The organism is Fulverythrobacter fulvus (assembly GCF_037154085.1).
Classification (GTDB): Bacteria; Pseudomonadota; Alphaproteobacteria; order Sphingomonadales; family Sphingomonadaceae; genus Andeanibacterium; species Andeanibacterium fulvum.
In genome coordinates, this window is sequence record NZ_JBANRM010000002.1 from 112,367 (window position 1) to 132,370 (window position 20,004).

16 protein-coding genes are annotated in these 20,004 nt (G+C 64.7%); 7 read left to right on the top strand and 9 right to left on the bottom strand.

The genetic code is table 11. The features are described from left to right. Positions 1-241 precede the first annotated feature (241 nt). The 4 genes from WFP36_RS06240 to WFP36_RS06255 all read left to right on the top strand — a co-directional run bounded on the left by WFP36_RS06240 (position 242) and on the right by WFP36_RS06255 (position 3,457). On the top strand, positions 242-928 hold the full coding sequence (locus WFP36_RS06240; protein WP_336978880.1) for a hypothetical protein: 687 nt from the start codon (positions 242-244) through the stop codon (positions 926-928). A gap of 134 nt (positions 929-1,062) precedes the next feature. Next, a complete protein-coding gene (phbB, locus tag WFP36_RS06245; protein ID WP_336978882.1) occupies positions 1,063-1,785 on the top strand; it encodes an acetoacetyl-CoA reductase in 723 nt (240 codons plus the stop codon). 32 nt (positions 1,786-1,817) lie between these two features. Continuing rightward, a complete protein-coding gene (fumC, locus tag WFP36_RS06250) occupies positions 1,818-3,215 on the top strand; it encodes a class II fumarate hydratase (protein WP_336978883.1) in 1,398 nt (465 codons plus the stop codon). A gap of 5 nt (positions 3,216-3,220) precedes the next feature. Further along, entirely contained in the window at positions 3,221-3,457 is a 237-nt protein-coding gene (locus tag WFP36_RS06255; protein ID WP_336978885.1) for a ribbon-helix-helix domain-containing protein, read from the top strand. Here WFP36_RS06255 and WFP36_RS06260 read toward each other — a convergent pair. Together WFP36_RS06260 and murA are read right to left on the bottom strand one after the other, a co-directional pair. Further along, complete coding sequence (locus WFP36_RS06260) at positions 3,451-3,696, bottom strand: hypothetical protein (protein ID WP_336978887.1); 246 nt, start codon at positions 3,694-3,696, stop codon at positions 3,451-3,453. The two genes, WFP36_RS06255 and WFP36_RS06260, sit on opposite strands and share 7 nt — an antisense overlap. A gap of 67 nt (positions 3,697-3,763) precedes the next feature. After that, entirely contained in the window at positions 3,764-5,047 is a 1,284-nt protein-coding gene (gene murA / locus WFP36_RS06265; RefSeq protein ID WP_336978888.1) for a UDP-N-acetylglucosamine 1-carboxyvinyltransferase, read from the bottom strand. A gap of 102 nt (positions 5,048-5,149) precedes the next feature. On the opposite strand from murA, the gene galU reads away from it, so the two are divergent. Then, the gene (galU, locus tag WFP36_RS06270; RefSeq protein ID WP_336978890.1) at positions 5,150-6,022 is read left to right on the top strand and encodes a UTP--glucose-1-phosphate uridylyltransferase GalU; all 873 of its coding nucleotides are present in this window, start codon (positions 5,150-5,152) and stop codon (positions 6,020-6,022) included. Positions 6,023-6,026: 4 nt separating this feature from the next. Here galU and WFP36_RS06275 read toward each other — a convergent pair whose 3' ends face one another. The 5 genes from WFP36_RS06275 to WFP36_RS06295 form a co-directional block, all read right to left on the bottom strand. Beyond that, complete coding sequence (locus WFP36_RS06275; RefSeq protein WP_336978892.1) at positions 6,027-7,610, bottom strand: tryptophan halogenase family protein; 1,584 nt, start codon at positions 7,608-7,610, stop codon at positions 6,027-6,029. A gap of 111 nt (positions 7,611-7,721) precedes the next feature. Next, on the bottom strand, positions 7,722-8,378 hold the full coding sequence (locus WFP36_RS06280; protein WP_336978894.1) for a M23 family metallopeptidase: 657 nt from the start codon (positions 8,376-8,378) through the stop codon (positions 7,722-7,724). A gap of 219 nt (positions 8,379-8,597) precedes the next feature. After that, positions 8,598-9,392 carry a ferritin-like domain-containing protein gene (locus WFP36_RS06285; protein ID WP_336978896.1) on the bottom strand — a complete coding sequence of 265 codons (795 nt, stop codon included), beginning with the start codon at positions 9,390-9,392 and terminating at the stop codon, positions 8,598-8,600. A gap of 29 nt (positions 9,393-9,421) precedes the next feature. Then, positions 9,422-9,895, bottom strand: a complete 474-nt coding sequence (locus tag WFP36_RS06290; protein ID WP_336978898.1) for a peroxiredoxin — start codon at positions 9,893-9,895, stop codon at positions 9,422-9,424. After that, positions 9,895-12,609, bottom strand: coding sequence for a bifunctional [glutamine synthetase] adenylyltransferase/[glutamine synthetase]-adenylyl-L-tyrosine phosphorylase (locus WFP36_RS06295; RefSeq protein ID WP_336978900.1), 2,715 nt, complete (start codon positions 12,607-12,609; stop codon positions 9,895-9,897). Before WFP36_RS06295 ends, WFP36_RS06290 begins: the two co-directional genes overlap by 1 nt. A gap of 152 nt (positions 12,610-12,761) precedes the next feature. On the opposite strand from WFP36_RS06295, the gene WFP36_RS06300 reads away from it, so the two are divergent. Together WFP36_RS06300 and WFP36_RS06305 are read left to right on the top strand one after the other, a co-directional pair. Beyond that, positions 12,762-14,474 (top strand): M28 family peptidase, encoded by a 1,713-nt coding sequence (locus WFP36_RS06300; protein WP_336978901.1) that lies wholly within the window; start codon positions 12,762-12,764, stop codon positions 14,472-14,474. Positions 14,475-14,482: 8 nt separating this feature from the next. Beyond that, positions 14,483-15,478 (top strand): agmatine deiminase family protein, encoded by a 996-nt coding sequence (locus WFP36_RS06305; RefSeq protein WP_336978903.1) that lies wholly within the window; start codon positions 14,483-14,485, stop codon positions 15,476-15,478. 171 nt (positions 15,479-15,649) lie between these two features. Here the strand turns inward: WFP36_RS06305 and WFP36_RS06310 are convergent, their stop codons facing one another. Beyond that, a complete protein-coding gene (locus WFP36_RS06310) occupies positions 15,650-17,737 on the bottom strand; it encodes a PQQ-dependent dehydrogenase, methanol/ethanol family (RefSeq protein ID WP_336978905.1) in 2,088 nt (695 codons plus the stop codon). Between the two features lie 131 nt (positions 17,738-17,868). Further along, positions 17,869-19,863: a threonine--tRNA ligase gene (gene thrS, locus WFP36_RS06315; RefSeq protein ID WP_336978907.1), complete on the bottom strand. Its 1,995-nt coding sequence runs from the start codon at positions 19,861-19,863 to the stop codon at positions 17,869-17,871. Positions 19,864-20,004 lie beyond the last annotated feature (141 nt).

Consider the following 20,004-nt stretch of genomic DNA (forward strand, 5'->3'; position numbering starts at 1 on the left):
CTGCAAAACAGACGTCGTAGATCAAATTCGAATCTGGTCATCCGCTTGTGGAAAAACTATCGGTGTCAGGTGAGAGTTAATGGGCCGATTCCCCTGATCTGTAAGGGAAGGTTCAGGATCATAGGCGTTTGATACGTCCGCACTCTGGGACAAGGTGTAAGGGGTAATGGCAAGGCAGCGTAAATCGGCACGGCGTAGCGGGTTTCCCGCAGCGCTCGCATTTGCCGGTGCCGCGTTGCTGGTGGCTGTTCCTAGCGCCGGCCTCGCGCTTGGCGCGCTTGATGTCGAGGGCATCAGTGTGCCGGCTTCCGCAAGGCTCGCGTCCTTCACGCCCGCTTCGGTCGATCCGCGCCTTGCCGAACTCGTCGCTCAGAAATCGGTGCCCGGCACCAAGCTGATGCGCTTCACGCCCGCAGGCGCGGCTGACCGTGCCGCACGCCCGGTTACCGTGGCCGTGCGAGTGGATGGCAATGCCTCCCGCGTGATCTCCGTGCGTCAGGCTTTGGGCACCGTCGGCGATTCGCAGGCCAGCGTGGCAGTCGCCCGCATCACGCCCACCCGCTACAATCTCGGCCGCTCACTTGGCTATCAGAGCTTTGCTCGCCCGCCGATGCTGTCGAAGGACCTGAACGACGCGGCGATCCCCGATCTGGCCGCGTTCCAGCCGTCTGCCGGGGTTGCGGAAAAGCCCAGCCGCTTTGCTGCCCGCATCGCACTGGATCAGGACGACAAAACTGGCCGTGGCCCGCGCACTCGCGATTCGCTCGGCGATCAGACCGTGGATGTCGGCGGCAGCTATTCGCTTACCCGCAACCTCAACGTCACGGCTGGCGTACGCTATTCGCAGGATCGCGACCGGCTGGAACCGCTTACCAATGGCAAGCAGGACAGCCAGGCCGTCTATGTCGGAACGCAATTCCGCTTCTGATCCGACGCTTCTGTCGCGAGTTTGAAAGAACCCCGCAGCAATGCGGGGTTTTTCTTTGCCTGCTTTCCCGGTTCCCCGTAACGATGGCCCCGAGGAGAGCGAGGTACGAAAACATCATCTGAAAAGGAGCATACATGGCACGCGTCGCAATCGTCACCGGCGGTACTCGCGGCATCGGCAAGGCGATCTGCCTCGCCCTGAAGGAGCAAGGCCGAACCGTGGTGGCAAATTATGCCGGCAACGAGGAAAAGGCCCGCGCCTTCACCGAGGAAACAGGAATCCCCGCCTACAAATGGGATGTGGGCGACCATGATGCGACGCTGGCGGGCTGCGCAAGAGTGGAAGCCGAAGTCGGCCCGATCGAGATCGTGGTCAACAATGCGGGCATCACGCGCGACGCCACGCTCCACAAGATGAGCTTCGAGGACTGGAACGAGGTGATGCGAATCAACCTCGGCGGCTGCTTCAACATGGCCAAGGCCTGCTTCCCGGGCATGCGGGAACGTGGCTGGGGCCGCATCGTCAATATCGGTTCGATCAACGGCCAGGCCGGCCAGTATGGCCAGGTGAACTATGCCGCGGCCAAGAGCGGAATCCACGGCTTCACCAAGGCGTTGGCGCAGGAAGGCGCGCGTGTCGGCGTGACCGTTAACGCAATCGCCCCAGGCTATATCGACACCGACATGGTCGCCGCCGTGCCAGAGCCAGTGCTGGAAAAGATCGTCGCCAAGATTCCCGTCGGCCGCCTGGGCCATGCGGAAGAGATCGCGCGCGGCGTCGCCTTCCTCACGGCGGAGGAAGCGGGCTTCGTCACCGGCTCCACCATGTCGCTCAATGGCGGACAGCATATGTATTGAGGCGCAGCCTGCGCTTCGGAATGGGTATCGGGATGGCAGGGACGCGGATCGAGACTGACACATTCGGCGAGATCGCCGTCCCGGCCGACCGGCTGTGGGGGGCGCAAACCCAGCGCAGCCTCGAGAATTTCCGCATCGGCGGCGAACGCATCCCGCTGCCCGTCATCCATGCGCTGGGTTTGATCAAGCAGGCGGCAGCCCGGGTGAATGCCCGGCTGGGCCTGCTTGATCCCCGCCTTGCCGATGCCATTGCCGTGGCTGCGGGCGAAGTGGCCTCGGGCGCGCTGGACGACCATTTCCCGCTGGTGGTGTGGCAGACCGGGTCCGGCACCCAGAGCAACATGAACGCCAACGAAGTGATCGCGAATCGCGCCAACCTGGCCCTTGGCGGACAATTGGGTGCCAAGAGCCCGGTCCACCCGAACGATCATGTCAATCTGGGCCAGTCCTCCAACGACACCTTCCCCAGCGCGATCCATGTCGCCGCCGCGCGCGAAGTGACGGGCCGTCTGCTGCCTGCCCTGCGGCTGATGCATGTCTCGCTTTCCGCCATGGCCGAGGCGTGGGACAGGATCGTCAAGATCGGCCGCACGCATACGCAGGATGCAACGCCGCTCACCCTGGGCCAGGAATTTTCCGGCTATGCGCGGCAAGTAGCCGCCGGGATCGAGCGGATCGAACTTACTCTGACCGGCATCTACGCACTGGCCCAGGGCGGAACGGCCGTGGGCACCGGCCTCAACGCGCCGAGCGGTTTCGGCGAGGCAATGGCGCAGGAAATCGCCGCGATCACGGGCTTGCCCTTCACCAGTGCGCCCAACAAGTTCGAAGCGCTGGCAAGCGAGGACGGGCTGGTCTTCGCCCATGGTGCGCTCAACGCGCTCGCCGCCGGGCTCTACAAGATCGCCAGCGACATCCGCCTGCTCGGCTCCGGTCCGCGCGCGGGGTTGGGCGAATTGGCCCTGCCCGCAAACGAGCCGGGCTCGTCCATCATGCCGGGCAAGGTCAATCCCACCCAGTGCGAAGCGATGACGCAGGTCTGCGCGCAGGTCTTCGGCAATAATGCCGCGCTGAGCTTTGCGGGCAGCCAGGGACAGTTCGAATTGAACGTCTATCGCCCGGTGATCGCGCAGAACTTCCTGCAATCGGTCCGACTGCTGGCCGATGCGGCGGAGAGCTTTACCGAAAACCTGCTGGACGGGCTGGAACCGCGCGAGGACAACATCGCCGCGGGCGTGGAACGCTCGCTAATGCTGGTCACCGCGCTTGCGCCGACGATCGGCTATGACAAGGCCGCCGCCATCGCCAAGGATGCCCACGCGAAAGGCACAACGCTGCGTGAAGCGGCGCTGGCCAGCGGGGCAGTTTCTTCCGAGGATTACGACCGGATCGTGCGCCCAGAAAAGATGCTGGGGCCCGACCGCGCCTGACAATAATGGACGATATCTATCATCCCCCGATCAAGCGTTCGGTCGAGATCGCCGGGCACAAGACCTCGATCAGCCTTGAACCGCTGTTCTGGGAATTGCTGCTCGATGCCGCCGCGCGCGAAGGCGTGCCGATCAATGCGCTTGTCGCGCGGATCGATGCGGAGCGCATCGCGGCGGAAACCCCACCGGGGCTGGCGGGCGCGATCCGACTATGGCTGGCGGCGCGCTACGGGGCTCAATAAGTCGCCGGCGGATCGCTCGCCGGGAAGCTCTCGTCGCTCGCTTCGTCTTCCTTGGTCCAAGGACGGCGGGCACCATCGCGCATTGCTTCGGGGCCGGCGTCGCGCACCTGGGTCTGGTTGCCGGGGGCCTGCTGCCCCTCGGCAAAGGCTGCAGGCGGCGCTTCCTGCTTGCTCTTGCGAAAGGCGCTATAGACGAAAGCGCCCAGTGCCGCGAAAATTCCGAGCCTGACGATTCCCATATGAGTCGCTCCTTTGCTGATTCATTGGAACAATGCCCAGGCTCGGCCAAAGGGTCCGAACAGGGGCTTAACCGTCGCCGACGCGTTCGATCTGTGCGCCAAGCAGCGCCAGCTTTTCTTCCAGCCGCTCATAACCGCGATCGAGGTGATAGAGGCGGTGAACCTTGGTTTCTCCTTCAGCCGCAAGGCCGGCGATTACCAGGCTCATCGAAGCGCGCAGATCGGTGGCCATCACTTCGGCGCCCGTGAGCTTCGGAACCCCATGGACGATGGCGGTGCGACCCGAGGTTTCGATATGCGCGCCCATGCGGTTGAGTTCGGGCACATGCATGTAGCGGTTTTCGAAGATCGTCTCGGTCAGCACGCTGGTGCCTTCCGCCCGGCAGAGCAGCGCCATCAGCTGGGCCTGCATGTCGGTAGCGAAACCCGGATAGGGGGCGGTGGAGAGAGTGACCGCCTTCAGTGGGCCGTCCGCCGCGACATGGATGCCGTCCTTCACTGCATTCACGGAAACGCCCGCATCGCGCAGGGCCTGCACCGTGGCTTCCATTTCCTCGAACTTCGCGCCCTGCAGCGTCACTTCGCCGCCAGTGATTGCCGCGGCGCAGGCATAGGAGCCGGCCTCGATCCGGTCGGCCATCACCTTATAGGTCGCGCCATGCAGGCGCCGCACGCCATGGATGATGAGGTCCGACGTGCCGATGCCCTCGATCTCCGCACCCATGGCCACCAGAAGATTGCACAGGTCTACGATCTCGGGCTCGCGCGCGGCATTGTGGAGCGTGCTTTTGCCGTTGGCCAGCACGGCCGCCATCAGCGCATTCTCCGTCGCCCCCACCGACACGACCGGGAAGGAATAACGCCCGCCCGGCAGGCCGCCATCGGGAGCGCGGGCACGGACATAGCCCGCCGCCAGTTCGATCTCCGCGCCGAAAGCCTCCAGCGCGCGCAGATGCAGATCGATGGGGCGATTGCCGATGGCACAGCCACCCGGCAGCGAAACGGTGGCCTCGCCCGCGCGGGCCAGCATGGGGCCCAGCACCAGGATCGACGCGCGCATCTTGCGTACCAGATCGTAAGGCGCGGTGGTGGAGGTAAGGCGCGTTGCCTCCAGCGTCATCACCCGGCCGAAATCTTCCGGCCGCGCACCCGCGATGGAGGTCGAAACGCCGAACTGGGTCATCAGGTGCTGGAAGCCGTCAATGTCGGCCAGGCGCGGCAAGTTGCGCAGGGTCACCGGCTCGTCTGTCAGCAGGGCGCAAGGGAGCAGGGTGAGCGCGGCATTCTTTGCGCCGGAGACGGGAATAGTGCCGGAAAGGCGGCGTCCGCCTTCGATTATGATCTTGTCCATGATGCCGTTTAACCCGAATGCGGAACGGGGCAAGCGGCCTCTGGCGATTAGTTAATATCTGCAGGTTGACGGCCCGCTCCGGCCGTTCATACATCCCTGCCCATGACCAGCCGCAAACCGATCAAGAAAGCCGTTTTTCCAGTCGCCGGACTGGGCACGCGCTTCCTCCCCGCGACCAAGGCAATCCCCAAGGAAATGCTGCCGGTGATCGACCGGCCGCTGATCCAATATGCGGTCGACGAAGCGCGGGAGGCTGGGATCGAACAGATGATCTTCGTCACCGGGCGCGGCAAATCGGCAATCGTCGAGCATTTCGACGTGGCCTATGAATTGGAATCGACGCTGGCCGAGCGCGGCAAGGACCTCTCCATTCTCGAGCCGACCCGCGCCACGCCGGGCGATATCATCACCGTACGCCAGCAGGTCCCCATGGGGCTTGGCCATGCCATCTGGTGCGCGCGCGCCATCGTGGGCGACGATCCCTTCGCGATCTTCCTGCCGGACGAGCTGATGATCGGCACGCCGGGCTGCATGAAGCAGATGGTGGAAGCCTATGAGGAAGTGGGCGGCAATCTGATTTCCGTACTGGAAGTGCCGATGGAGGAAGTCTCCTCCTATGGCGTGATTGCCCCGGGCGAGACACAGGGCGCACTGACCGAAGTGAAGGGGCTCGTCGAAAAACCCAAGCGCGAGGATGCGCCTTCCAACAAGATCATTTCCGGCCGCTATATCCTGCAACCCGAGGTGATGCGGACGCTGGAAAATCAGGAAAAGGGTGCTGGCGGAGAAATCCAGCTGACCGACGCCATGGCCAAGATGATCGGCCAGCAGCCGTTCCACGCCGTGACCTTTGCCGGCCGCCGTTACGACTGCGGCAGCAAAACGGGCTTCATCGAGGCGACCCTTGCCCTGGCGCTGGAACGCGAGGACATGGGCGAGGAAGTGCGCGCGATCGCGAAGCGTCTGCTGGCCTGATACTTCAGGCCGGCGCCCCCGCTTCTTCGGCAGGCGCGCGCGAGGCAAAATGGCGCGCGATGAATTCGGCATGGTCCGGAACGGTACGCGCTGACTCCTCCAATTCCTGCACGATCTGCCTGATCTGACGCGCGGCAAAGGCCGGTTCGGCGCGGTTCGCCAGCGCATGGACCGCGCGGGGCAGGCAACGCTGGCCAATCAGGATCGCGCTCCAGCTGCCGAGCTGGAACAGGTGATTGCCTTCCACGTCCAGAATCCCGCGCTCGCGCCACAGGGCCAGCGTTTCGATCAGACTGTCGGGCAGCCGCATCGTTGCGCAGTGGCGCCAGAATTCGGAATCGCTGCGTTCGTTGAGGTGGTAATGGGCAATGATGAAATCGCGCACGCGGTTCCATTCGATGCCCGTCTCGCGATTGAACCGATCGCGCAGGCGATGGTCCATCGCCCTGGTGGGGAAACTCTCGATCAGTCGTTCGAGCGCCGACTGCACCAGATGGATGCTGGTCGATTCGAGCGGCTCGAGGAACCCGAAGGACAGGCCGACTGCCACGACATTGTTCACCCAGGCGCGGTTGCGGCAACCGGTAGTGAATTTGATCAGTCGGGGGCTGTCCAGCGCAGGCGCATCGAGCGTGGCGAGCAGGCGCTGTTCTGCCTCGCTCTCGCTGCTGAAGGCACTGGTGAAGACGTGCCCGTTGCCGGTGCGATGCTGGAGCGGGATGCGCCATTGCCAGCCCACCGGGTGAGCGATGGCCTTGGTATAGGGCGTGATCGAGCCGGGCGCGCGCTGAGTGGGAATAGCCAAGGCACGGTCCGAGGGGAGGAACTCGCTCCAGTCCTGGAAGGGTTCTTCCAGTTCACTGCCCAGCAGCAGGCTGCGGAAGCCCGAACAATCGATGAAAAGATCGGCCTCCAGCCGTCGGCCATCCTCCAGCACCACCGCCGAGACGTGCCCATTGGCGGGATTGCGCTCCGCCCCTGAAATCTTGCCTTCCACGCGCTGTGCCCCGCGCGATTCGGCAATCTTGCGCAGATGGGAGGCGTAGAGATGCGCATCGAAATGAAAGGCGTAAGTGAAGCGACCCAGCGGATCGCGCGGCTGGCGATTGGGCAGGGCGAAGCGATCGTATTTCGCCAGCGTCCGGGCTGGGAAAAGTTCCTCCCACGCGGGATAATCGGGCTCCCCCGCCAGACGGCCCAGCAACCACCAATGGTGGAGCTTTACCGCCTCGTCGATCTCGCGACCCGTGCGGCCGAACTGGTGCAGATAGCGGTCGCCTATACGGCCCCAATTATGGAACTCGATGCCCAGCTTGAAGGTAGCGTGCGTATCCCGAATGAAGGCGCCTTCATCCAGCCTGATGAAGTTGTTGAACTTCTTGATCGGCGGGATAGTAGCCTCGCCCACGCCGATAATGCCGATCGCATCGCTCTCGACCAGCGTGACGCTAGTATCCCGTCCGAGATAAGTGGCCAGCATGGTCGCGGCCATCCAGCCGGAGGAGCCCCCGCCCACTACCAGAACCGAGCGGATCGCATCCTTGCGGGGATCGACGGGCAGATATTCGTCAGGTGCCAGATCGGTCATGCGCGCCAACATGAACGATTTGCCGCCGAAGACAAGCTGGTGGAATGCAGGCAGCAAAAAGGCGGCGAGGGATACCCTGCCGCCTCATGCAACTGCCATTGGGCAGGCTGCTTATTCCTCGTCGTCGTCCGGACCGCCCAGAGCACCTTCAGCAACCTTCTGGTCAAGGTTGGCCATGGAAACTTCGCCCACGAGATAGGGGCTGGGGTCCACGGCGACGCCGCCGACGCGCACTTCATAGTGCAGGTGCGGCCCAGTGGAGCGGCCGGTGGAACCGACATAACCGATCAGGTCGCCCTTGTTCACGCGCTGGCCGGCCTGAACCGCGAAGCCGGAGAGATGGCCATAGCGGGTCTGCAGTTCGCCGCCATGTTCGATCTGGATGTAATTGCCGTAGCTGGAAAACCAGTCCGCACGGGCGATCAGGCCATCGGCCGGAGCATAGACCGGCGTTCCGGTGGGAGCGGCGAGATCCATGCCCTTGTGATTGCGGCGGCCGCCCAGAACCGGATGGTTGCGCATGCCGAAACCGCTGGTGAGCGTCATCTTGGCGAGAGGCGAACGCGAGGGCACCGAGATGGTGACGCGCGCCGCAGGCATCGCGATGCCCGTGCCGCTGTCGAGCGACTTCCAGCTGGCGAAGAGCTGGCTGAATTCTTCATCACCCTTGCCGAGCTGGGCGTCAGGGCCGTCGGTCAGGTTGTGAACGGTGGTGCTGATCTGGGCAGCGGTGGCTTCGGTCTGAGCCGAGGCGGGGCTTGCCCCCATAATTGCCAGAGCTGCGAGCAGAGCTGTCGGCAGGGTGCGAAGCGAAAGCGAAAATACCATGAGCGACCTGTCTGTCCCGTCCTAAAAATCTTGTGCGGCTCCCGCCGCCCTCGATCCCCCAAGAGCGATGGCCCAGGAAAAGGCCGGTTCTAACTGTTCAAAGTCAGGAATGTGACCCCGAACCCCCATTTGCTGACAGGGTGGTAAACAGGGCCGCGCTCAGGTGGCAAGCGCGCCGTAGTAGCTCAGCGATAAACCGGCTGCTGAACGCGCTGAGTCGTTGAACGGTGGCTTAATCGCACCCGTAAAGTGGGCCGCGACCAGTTCGCGCCAAAGGATTTCCGGGCTTTTTCCCGCCCCGGCGCTCCGTGCGGTGAAGTGTTTCGTCCCGACCGAAACATGGCGGATTTCATCGCAGAGAATCCGTTCGAGGATGCGGGCGCCGCCTTCGTCGCCCTGTGCGCGCACCCGTTCGAGCGTGGCGGGCGTGACATCCAGCCCGCGCGCTTCCAGCACCATCGGCACGACCGCAAGCCTTGCCGCGACATCGTGACGGGTCTTTTCTGCCGCTTCCCACAGCCCGCCATGGGCAGGCAGAGCACCGTAGAAGCTGCCCAGGACCCGCAGCTTGCGTTCCAGCAGGGCGAAATGCATCGCCTCATCCGCGGCGACCGAGAGAAAGTCCGAAACGAACTCCTCACCCATCTCGGCACCGAATCGCCCGGCCATGTCGAGCGCCAGATCGATGGCGACGAATTCGATGTGGCAGAGCGCATGCCACAGGGCGACGCGGGCCCGCTCCGAGCCGCCCTTGCCCCGCTTGGGCATGCGGTTGGGCGGCAGCAATTCCGGCGTTTCCGGCCATGCAGGCCTGTCCGGCATGCCGACGTCGAAGCTGAAATCCAGCCGACCCAGCCGCCAGTTTCGCGCCACTTCCCGCGTGGCGAAGACCTTCTCCCGCGGGTTCGCAGTAAGCAGGGCGGAACGGATCGCAGAGGCGACTGAGCAGGACATAAGGCTAGCTTGAAGGAACCGACCGGAACCTAGAGCGCCTTGGCCGCAGCCAGGACTTCCTCCGCGTGGCCCTTCACTTTCACCTTGCGCCATACGCGCGCAATCTTTCCGTCGCCGTCGACGAGATAGGTCGTGCGTTCCATGCCCATATAGGTGCGCCCATACATGCTCTTCTCGGTCCAGATGCCCAGCGCGTCGGCAAGGCCATCGGTTTCCGGATCGGAAGCGAGCGGAGCGGACAGGGCGTGCTTCTCGATGAATTTGGCATGCTTCTTCGGCGGGTCCTTGCTGATGCCCAGCAAGGCGATCCCGGCTTCGGCGAATTCTGCGGCCAAGGCGGAGAAATCCTTGTTCTCCGTCGTGCAGCCCGGCGTATCGTCCTTGGGGTAGAAGAACAGCACCAGCTTGCTTCCCTTGAAGTCCGAGACCTTCACGGCGCCGCCTTCGGGTTTTTCGAGGGCGATGTCAGGCACGGTATCGCCGATATCGGGGCGTTCGCTCATCATTCCATCTCCAGTGTTTCGCCAAAAGTAGCAGCCCAGGCCGCAGCGACGCCGTGGCGCGCTTCGGCCAGCAGTTCAAGCAGGTCGGGATAGGAAGCCGCACCGCAGCTGCGCGCCAGCACGGCGCAGGCGGCGACGGACGGTTCCTGCGAATCGGGGGCGAGCAGCCGCGCGGCGACCAGCACCCGGATCAATACCTTCTGCGCCTTGAGCAGAGCTTCGGGCAGCAGGCCTGCTTCCACCAGCCCGGTCAGCGCCCCGACCATTTCCGGCGTGATCGCAATCCGTTCGCGCAGTTGCAGATAGTGGATCAGGAATTCCAGATCGACCAGTCCCCCGCGATGGAGCTTCACGTCCAGCACGCCCTTGGGCGGCTTATGCGCGGCCATCTCGTGCCGCATGGCGAGCACGTCGGCCTTAAGTTTTGCCGGATCGCGAGGTCTGTGCAGCACTTCGGCCAGGATCGCTTCCAGCCGGGCACGCGCTTCCGGCGGGCCGGCCAGCACGCGGGCGCGGTTGAGCGCCATATGCTCCCAGGTCCAGGCATCTTCCTTCTGGTACCGCTCGAAGCTGTCGAGGCTGACCGAGAGCGGGCCCTGATTACCCTGCGGGCGCAGGCGGGTGTCCACCTCGTAAAGCGGCCCTTCCGCAGTCGCGACGCTGAGCGCCGCCGTCACCCGCTGGGCGAGCCGGTTGAAATAGAGCGTGACGCCGAGAGGCCTTTCGCCATCCGACTGGAGATCGCCTTCGTCCCCGCCGCCGGTGCTGAACAGATAGATCAGATCGAGGTCCGAAGCATGGGTCAGCGCCCCGCCGCCCAGCCGTCCAAGGCCGAGCACCAGCAGGTCGTGCTGCGGAATGCGCCCGTGGACGCGAGCGAATTCTTCTTCCGCACCCTTGAGGCACACGTCCAGTGCAGCCTCAGCCGTACGACACAGCGCCTCGGCAATTTCGAGCGGGTCCTGTGCAGCCTCGATCAGCTGCACGCCCAGCGCGAAGCGGGTTTCGCCCACCACGCGGCGCACCCGGTCGAGCAGTTCCTCGTAACCCACGCCTTCGGGCAGGCTGCGCATGCGCGCGGCGAGTTCTTCCACGCTGCCGGGCAGATCGAGCGCGGTGGTGTCGATCAGCGCATCGAGCAGGTCGGGCCGCCGCGCCAGTTCATCCGCCAGCGGCGGTGCCAGTGTGAGGATCGCGACGAGCTGTTCCGTCAGCCCCGGCCGCGCCTCGAGCAGGCGGAACAAATTCACCGCGCTGGGGAGATTGACCAGCAGGGTCTCCCAACGCGCCACGGCCCGGTCGGGGTCCGGAGCCTTGGCCAGAGCTTCCAGCAAAGCAGGAAACACCGCTTCGAATGCAGCGCGGGCCGCCTCGCTGCGCAGGGCCCGCACGCGCCCGTCGCTCCATCCCGCGATCCGTTCGGCAAGATGCACGGGATCGGAAAAGCCAAGCTGGCCCAGACGTTCCGCGACGACGCCGTCCTGCCCGAGCTGCAGGGGAGAGGCTGCCCGGTCCGGCCCATCGAGTAACGCATCGTACCGGCTTGCAACCCTCTCGGTGATCTCCGCCAGTTCGCCCAGCAGCGCCGCGCCATCGGCCAGCCCGTCGAGCCGGGCGACATTGTCCAGCGCCTCGCGATCGGTCGGCAGGCTGTGCGTCTGCCGGTCGGCCACCATCTGCAGGCGGTGCTCGATCTCGCGCAGCCGATCATAGCTCTCGCCCAGCACCAGCGCGTCTTCGGCGGCGATGATCCCTTCCGCCGCCAGCGCATCCAGCGCCGCGCGCGTGCCGCGCAGCCGCAGGCTCGGCTTGCGCCCGCCATGGATCAGCTGATGCGTCTGGGCGAAGAATTCCACTTCGCGAATGCCGCCGCGCCCACGCTTCACGTCGAAACCCGGCCCCGGCGCCTGTGGTCCGCCATGGTGAGAGCGGATGCGCGCCGTCAGCCGGCGGATTTCCTCGATCGCCCCGAAATCGAGATTGCGCCGCCACACAAAGGGGCGGATCTGGCGCAGGAATTCCTCGCCCGCCGCAATATCCCCCGCGCAGGCCCGCGCGCGGATGAAGGCCGCCCGCTCCCACGCCAACGCCAGCGATTCGTAATGCGACAGGGCCGCATTGAAGGAGATCGCCAACGGAGAGACTTCGGACGCCGGGCGCAGCCGCAGATCGACACGGAAGACATAGCCGTCCGCCGTCTGCCGCGAAAGCGTTTCCACAAGGGTGCGTGCCACGCGCTGGGCGGCCTCGCCGGGCTCGTCCCGCTCGCGCCGGGGCAGGGTCTGCGGATCGTAGAGCAGGATCGGGTCGATATCCGAACTGTAGTTCAGTTCCCCCGCGCCGTGCTTGCCCAGTGCCAGCGCGGTGAAGCCCGCCGGCTCGGCATCCTCAACCCGTGCCCGGATCGCGGCGGTGATCGCCGCGTCCATCGCCCGGTCCGCGAAAGACGACAGCTCCGCCATCACCCGCGCCAGCGGAAATGCGCCTGCCAGATCGCCGATGCCCAGAGCGACCGCGAGCCCCCATTTCTCGCGCCGCAGGGCCGTGGCGGCATCCGGCGCGCCTTCGCCCACGGCCTTGGCCCAGGCCAGCGCTTCCTCGCCCTTGCCCGCTTCCAGCAGAGGGACAAGCTCAGGCTGCCGGTCGAGCCCCAGCGACAGGAAAGCCGAATGCTTGCGGGCCCTTTCGAGCGCGGATTGCCATGAACGTTCCATCGCCCCTTCCCTGCACCGCCGCGCCGGAGCGGGCAAGGCAGACCTGCCCGATATGGACGAACGGGTAGGAGGGACGGGCCGCGTGGCATGCTTGTCTCGTCCTTCACGCTCTGCCAAGGCTGCGGAGTTCACGCTTTCGAACAGGGTCCGCGATGCTACGCTTTCTCCTACCCGCCGGTGCAGCCCTGCTGCTGGCCGGTTGCGCCGCCACCGGAACCGAAGGCTCGGGAATGGCCAGGGGCATGACCGATGTCGCGGCGATGGACATTCCCGATGTCGAACCCGTGCCCGTCGACACCGCGCTGATGCGGGAGGTGACCAAGGAACTTTCGTCCGATGCCTATGAAGGTCGCTTTCCCGGCACGGCAGGCGAAACCAGGACGCTGGACTATCTGGTCAAACAGTTCACTGCCGCCGGGCTGCAGCCGGGCAACAAGGGCAGCTGGTTCCAGGACGTGCCTCTGGTGGAAATCACCGGGCGCGATTTCGGGCCGCTGAAAGTTTCCGGGCCCGGGCAGGAATTCGATCTGGCCCATAATGCCGATTGGGTGGGCGTGTCCTATCGCGAGCAGCAACAGGTCGAGGTGAAGGACAGCGAGTTGGTCTTCGTCGGCTATGGCATTGTCGCGCCCGAAAAGGGCTGGAACGACTATGCCGGGGTGAACATGCGCGGGAAGACCGCGGTGATCCTGGTCAACGATCCGGACTGGCTGACCGATGGGCTGGAAGGCCCCTTCGGCGGCGCGGCCATGACCTATTACGGGCGCTGGACCTACAAGTTCGAGGAAGCCGCCCGGCAAGGCGCGGCAGCCGCACTGATCGTGCATGACACGTTCCCCGCCTCCTATGGCTGGAATGTGGTGCAGGAAGGCTGGACCGGTCCGCAAGCCTTTGCCGAACGCGCCGATGGCGGGGCAGGGCAGACGCTGATGAATGGCTGGCTGCAGAACGATGCCGCCAAGAAGCTGATGGAAGCTGCCGGCAAGGATCTGGGCACGCTGGAAGGCGCGGCGATGCAGAAGGGCTTCAAGCCCGTGCCGCTGGGCCTTTCCATCTCCACCGCCTTCGGCAACGATATCCGCCGCTACAGCTCGAAGAACGTGATCGGCGTGCTGCCGGGCACGACCCGGCCTGACGAATATGTGCTGCATTCGGCGCACTGGGATCACCTCGGCCGCTGCGCCCCCGACGCCAAGGGCGACGATATCTGCAACGGCGCGATCGACAATGCGGCCGGCGTCGCCGCCATCGTCGCACTGGCCAAGGCACAGGCGCAGGCGGGGCCTGCAGCGCGCAGCATGGCCTTCGTGGCGCTGACAGCGGAAGAGCAGGGCCTGCTGGGCAGCGAATATCTGGCGGCCAATCCGGTATTCCCGCTCGATCATATCGTGGGCGGGCTCAATATCGACACCCCGCTGCTGGCGGGCCCGGCACGCGATGTGAGCGTGATCGGCGGCGGCAAGAGCGAGCTGGACGCCTTCCTCGCCAAGGTGCTGGAGAAGCAGGGCCGCTCCGCCACGCCCGACCAGTCGCCGCAGGCCGGCTTCTATTACCGCTCCGACCATTTCAGCTTCGCCAAGCGCGGCGTGCCGATGCTCTATGTTGAAGGGGGCGAGGATTTCGTGGATGGCGGCCCGGCTGCAGGCGGCGCATGGCAGGAACGCTACACCGCCAATGCCTATCACGCGGCGAATGACGAGTTCGATCCCAAATGGGACTTCTCATCGATGAAGCAGGATATGGAACTTTACTACATGCTGGGCCGGATGCTGGCCGAAAGCTCTGCCTGGCCCAACTGGGTGATCGGCGACGAATTCCGCCGCATCCGCGATGCCAGCTGCAAGACCAACAAGGCCGGATGCTGAGACACGCAATGACCTATCGAATGCCTTCCGAATTCGCCCCGCAGGACTGGCTGTGGATCGGCTTTCCCCACGATCCCGTGGAATGGCCGGATTCGCTGCCCCGCGCGCAGGAACAGATCGCTGCCTTCGCCAGCGCCGTGGCCGAAAGCGGCCAGCAGGCTCGGCTGCTGGTGCGCAACGAGGAGAACGAGGCGCGCGCCCGCTCGCTGGTGAGCGCCGCCGTGACGGTGGAACGGCGCATCTATGGCGATGTGTGGCTGCGCGATACCGGCCCGCTGGTGGTGATGGATGCTGCCGGAAACCGCATTGCCCGGCGCTTCGGCTTCAATGGCTGGGGCGGCAAATATCTGATGGATGGCGATCAGGAGATCGGTGCCGAAATCGCGCGCGATGCCTGGCTGGCAGTGGAAAACTGCGACTGGATTCTGGAAGGCGGCGCGATCGACAATGACGGAACCGGGCTGGTGGTGACGACCGAGCAGGTGCTGCTCAACCCCAATCGCAACCCGCAGCTTTCCCGCGCGGAAATCGAGCAGCGGCTGGCACGCGATCTGGGTTTCGCACGGGTGCTGTGGCTGGGCGACGGGCTGTTGAACGACCATACGGACGGCCATGTCGACAATCTCGCCCGCTTCGTGGCGCCCGGCGTGCTGGCGCTGCCCGTGGCAAGCGGAGCAAGCGATCCCAACGCCGAGGTCTATGACGATGCGCGCGCACGGGCGAAGGCCTTTGGACTAGAAGTGCGCGACATTCCCTCACCTGGACTGGTGGGTGGAGAAGACGCCGAGCCGGCGAGCTACATGAACTTCGCCATCACATCGAAACTGGTGGTCGTGCCGACCTATGGCACCGCCATGGACGAAGAAGGCGTTGCGGCAGTGGCGGCCTGTTTCCCGGATCGCGAGACCATCGGCCTGCCGGCGGACGGCGTGCTGGCCGGAGGCGGCAGCTTCCACTGCGCCAGCCAGCAAATGCCCAGCGCTATCGCCGGTAACGAGGCTTAACGCTTCGTTAGGAGATTCGGGGCGAGAACACATGCATGGCACGCGCTCTCGCCCTCTCTGATGGTATCGCACTCGATCCGGCCGAGGTTCTCCGCCGTATCCTCGTGTGGGGCTGCGCCTTGGCCCTGATTGCCGCAGGGCCCGCGCTTCCGGCGCTTTTCTAAGCCCCGATTACTTCCCCTTACCTGTGCGCGCCGCTTCCGCGGCCGCACCTTCCTTGCCCAGCTTGAGCATATAGGCGCGGATCGATTCGGCCTGATCCGCAGTCAGTTGCTCGGCAAAGCTCGCCATGCCGTTATCCTGCAGCGCGCCGTCGATCACCACGGAACGCCAGGCATCCGCGCTCAGCGCATATTGCGAGCGGAACAGGTCCGGATTGGTCGGCCCGGCATGGCAGATGCTGCAATAGGTCAGATACCACTTCTGGCCTTCCTCAAGCTGGGCCGGAGTGAACTTTTCGTCGCTCACCGCGAAGGGCGGGGGAATGTACGGCGGGCGCTCGGGCAGCCTGGCCGTGCCGCCGACCTTGAACACCAGCAACTGGCCCGGAGGGGGCGGGGTTTCCATCCAGTCCGCCGGACGCGCCATGCCCATGGAGCCGCCATAGCCGGCCAGCACGGCGACATATTGCACGCCGTTCACCCGGTAGGTGATCGGCCCGGCCAGCACGCCCTGCCCGGCATTGAAGGTCCACAATTCCTTGCCGTTGCGCGCATCATAGGCATGGAACTTGCCATAGGCATCGCCCTGGAAGACGAGGTTGCCGCCGGTCGCCAGCGTGCCGCCATTCCATGGCCAGGGCCGCTCGATCTTCCACGCGGCCTTCTGCTTCACCGGGTCCCACGCCACCAGCCAGCCCATGAAGGCGGCCTCATGCTCCTGCCCCTTGGGCGGCGGACCGCCCATGATGACGCCGGTGTTCCAGCGGCCCGGATGCCGCTCGTAATTCACATTGTCCTGCATCACGATGGGCGCGTGCATCGCCGGGATGTAGACCAGCCCGGTCTTGGGCGAATAGCTCATCGGCATCCAGGCATGGGCGCCAAGGCCCGAAGGATAGACCATGTAGGGCTTGTCGGCGAAACGCGCCTCGGGCCGTTCGACCGGCCTGCCGGTGACAAGGTCGATCTTCTCGGCCCAGTTCTGCGGCACGAAGTTTTCGGCGCTGATCAGCTTCCCGTTGCTGCGGTCGATCACATAGAAGAACCCGTTCTTCGGCGCCTGCATGAGCACCTTGCGCGGCTTGCCGTCGATGGTCAGGTCAGCCAGCGTGATCTGCTGCGTGGCCGTGAAGTCCCAGGTCTCGCCCGGGTTCACCTGATAGTGCCACTTGTATTTGCCGGTGTCGGGATCGAGCGCGAGGATCGAGGAGAGGAACAGATTGTCCCCCTTGCCCGCCGAGCGTGCGCGGTGGTTCCAGGGCGAGCCATTGCCCACACCGACGATCAGCTGGTTGAAATCGGCGTCATAGACCACCGAATCCCACACGGTGCCGCCGCCGCCCATTTCCCACCATTTGCCGTTCCAGGTCTTGCCCGCGAACTTGGCGAAGGCTTCGTCCGATGCGGCCCCGTCCGGCCCGTCCGCCGGATTGCCGGGCACGGTGTAGAAGCGCCAGACCAGCTTGCCGCTGTTGGCGTCATAGGCACTGACATAGCCGCGCACGCCCAGTTCGGCGCCGGAATTACCGATGATGACCTTCCCGCGCACCACGCGCGGCGCCATGGTGATGGTGTAGGGCTTCTTCTGGTCGACCGTGACGGTGGACCACACTTCCTTGCCTGTTCCGGCATCCAGCGCGATCAGCCTGCCGTCGATCGTGCCGACGAAGACCTTGCCTTCCCACACCGCAACGCCGCGATTGACCACGTCGCAGCAGGCGTGGACGCCCTTGGCGCCGATATTCTTGGGATCGTACTGCCACAGCACTTCGCCCGTATCGGCCTTCACCGCCATGACCTTGGACCAGGCAGTGGAGAAATACATGATGCCATCGACCACGATGGGCGTGGCTTCCTGCCCACGATTGGTGTCGAGCTGGACAGAGAAGGCAAGCCCCAGCTTGCCGACATTACCGTCGTTCACATCTTCGAGCGGGGAGAAGCGCTGCTCGGCATAAGTGCGGCCATAGGACAGCCAATTATCGGGATCGTCTTCCGCGGCGAGCAGCCGCTGTTCGTCGATTGCCCCGTTTTCCGCCTGCTGGCTGCAGGCCGCAAGCAGGGCCAAGGCCGCTGCCGCCAATGCGCGCTTGAACATCAATCCTCCCGATCCCCGGGGCGTTTCGCCCTTATGCGAGTGCACAATAGGCAGAAGCACGCAGGCCGCAAGCGCCGGTTTTCGCAGCGGGAGGCAAAGCCCCGCCGGTCCGCCCGGCGGGGCTTGCACAATCAGTTACGCAGATCGGGCGCCTTTGCCCCTGCCACCAGCCGCGCAATTGCCTCGTCGAGCGAGAGGAATTCCTGCTGCTGTTCGCCCAGCGTGCGCATGGCGACAGTGTTTTCCTCCGCCTCGCGCTTGCCCACCACCAGCAGGTGCGGAACCTTGGCCACGGAATGCTCGCGCACCTTGTAGTTGATCTTCTCGTTGCGAAGATCGGTCTCGACGCGGATGCCTGCCGCCTTGAGCTTCGCTTCCACATCGCGGGCATAGTCGTCCGCATCGGAAACGATCGTGGCGACCACGGCCTGCACCGGCGCCAGCCACAGCGGCATGCGACCGGCGAAATGTTCGATCAGGATGCCGATGAAACGTTCATAGGAACCGAAGATCGCCCGGTGCAGCATCACCGGGCGGTGGCGTTCGCCATCCTCGGCAATGTAGCTGGCATCCAGACGTTCGGGCAGCACGCGGTCCGACTGGATCGTGCCGACCTGCCAGGTGCGGCCGATGGCGTCCGTCAGGTGCCATTCCAGCTTGGGCGCATAGAAGGCGCCTTCGCCCGGCAGTTCCTCCCAGCCAAATTCCTCGGTATTGAGGCCAGCGGCAGCCACTGCGTCGCGCAGTTCGTTTTCCGCCTGATCCCACATCTCGTCGCTGCCGAAACGCTGTTCCGGACGCAGGGCGAGCTTGATCGAATAGGTGAAGCCGAAGTGCTTGTAGACCCGGTCAGCCAGCTGGCAGAATTTCTGCACTTCGTGGACGATCTGGTCTTCCCGGCAGAAGATATGCGCATCGTCCTGCGTGAACTGGCGCACGCGCATCAACCCGTGCAGCGCGCCATGCGGTTCGTTGCGGTGGCAGCAGCCGTTCTCGTAAATGCGCAGCGGCAGGTCGCGATAGGACTTGATGCCCTGCTTGAAGATCAGGACATGGGCCGGGCAGTTCATCGGCTTCAGCGCCATCCAGTCCGCATCGCCCGAGATGATCGGCCCTTCGTCATCGACGTTCGGAACCTCGTCGGGGATGACGAACATGTTCTCGCGATATTTGCCCCAGTGGCCGGACTGTTCCCACTGGCGGGCGTCCATCACCTGCGGCGTCTTGACCTCGCGATAGCCGGAATCGTCGATCGCGCGGCGCATATAGGCTTCCAGCTCGCGCCAGATGAGATAGCCCTTGGGGTGCCAGAACACCGAGCCATGCGCTTCCTGCTGAAGGTGGAACAGGTCCATTTCCTGGCCCAGCTTGCGATGGTCGCGCTTGGCGGCTTCTTCCAGCCGCGTCAGATGCGCGTCGAGCTGCTTCTTGTTCAGCCAGCCGGTGCCGTAGATGCGGCTGAGCATCGCGTTCTTCTGATCGCCGCGCCAATAGGCGCCCGACACGCGGGTCAGCTTGAAGGCGGCGGGGTCCAGCTTGCCGGTGGAGGCAAGGTGTGGGCCGCGACACATGTCCAGCCAGTCATCGCCCGACCAGTAGACCGAGAGTTCCTCGTTCTCGGGCAGTTCGGCGGCCCATTCGGCCTTGAAGCTTTCGCCCTGCTGCTTCCAGCGGCTGATCAACTGCTCGCGGCTCCAGACCTCGCGGCGCAGCGGCTTGTCCGCAGCGATGATCTTGCGCATTTCCGCCTCGATCGCGGGCAGGTCCTCATCCGTGAAGGGCCGGTCCTTCGGGGCGAAATCGTAATAGAAGCCATCGTCGGTAGACGGGCCGAAAGTAATCTGCGTGCCGGGAAACAGGCTCTGCACGGCTTCGGCCAGAACATGCGCGAAATCGTGGCGGGCCAGCTCCAATGCCTCCGCCTCGTCGCGCGAGGTGACCAGTGCGAGTTGTGCATCGCCGGTGAAGGGCCGGGTGATATCGACCAGCTCGCCATCCACGCGCGCGGCAAGGGCTGCCTTGGCAAGGCCCGGCCCGATCGCGGCGGCGACATCTGCCGGAGTGGAACCCACCGGCATTTCGCGAACCGAACCGTCAGGCAGGCTGATCTTCAACATCTCGCTCATCGAACCCGTCTTTCATTCCCGTGGCGGCGCCATGGCAGAATTGGCCGTGCGCGCAAAGGCCTGGCGTCGTTCAGTTCGGCAAGGTTCGGGAGGGAGACGCCGCACCGCCCGAACCCGGGCGGCGGTAAGCTTCGCTAAGCG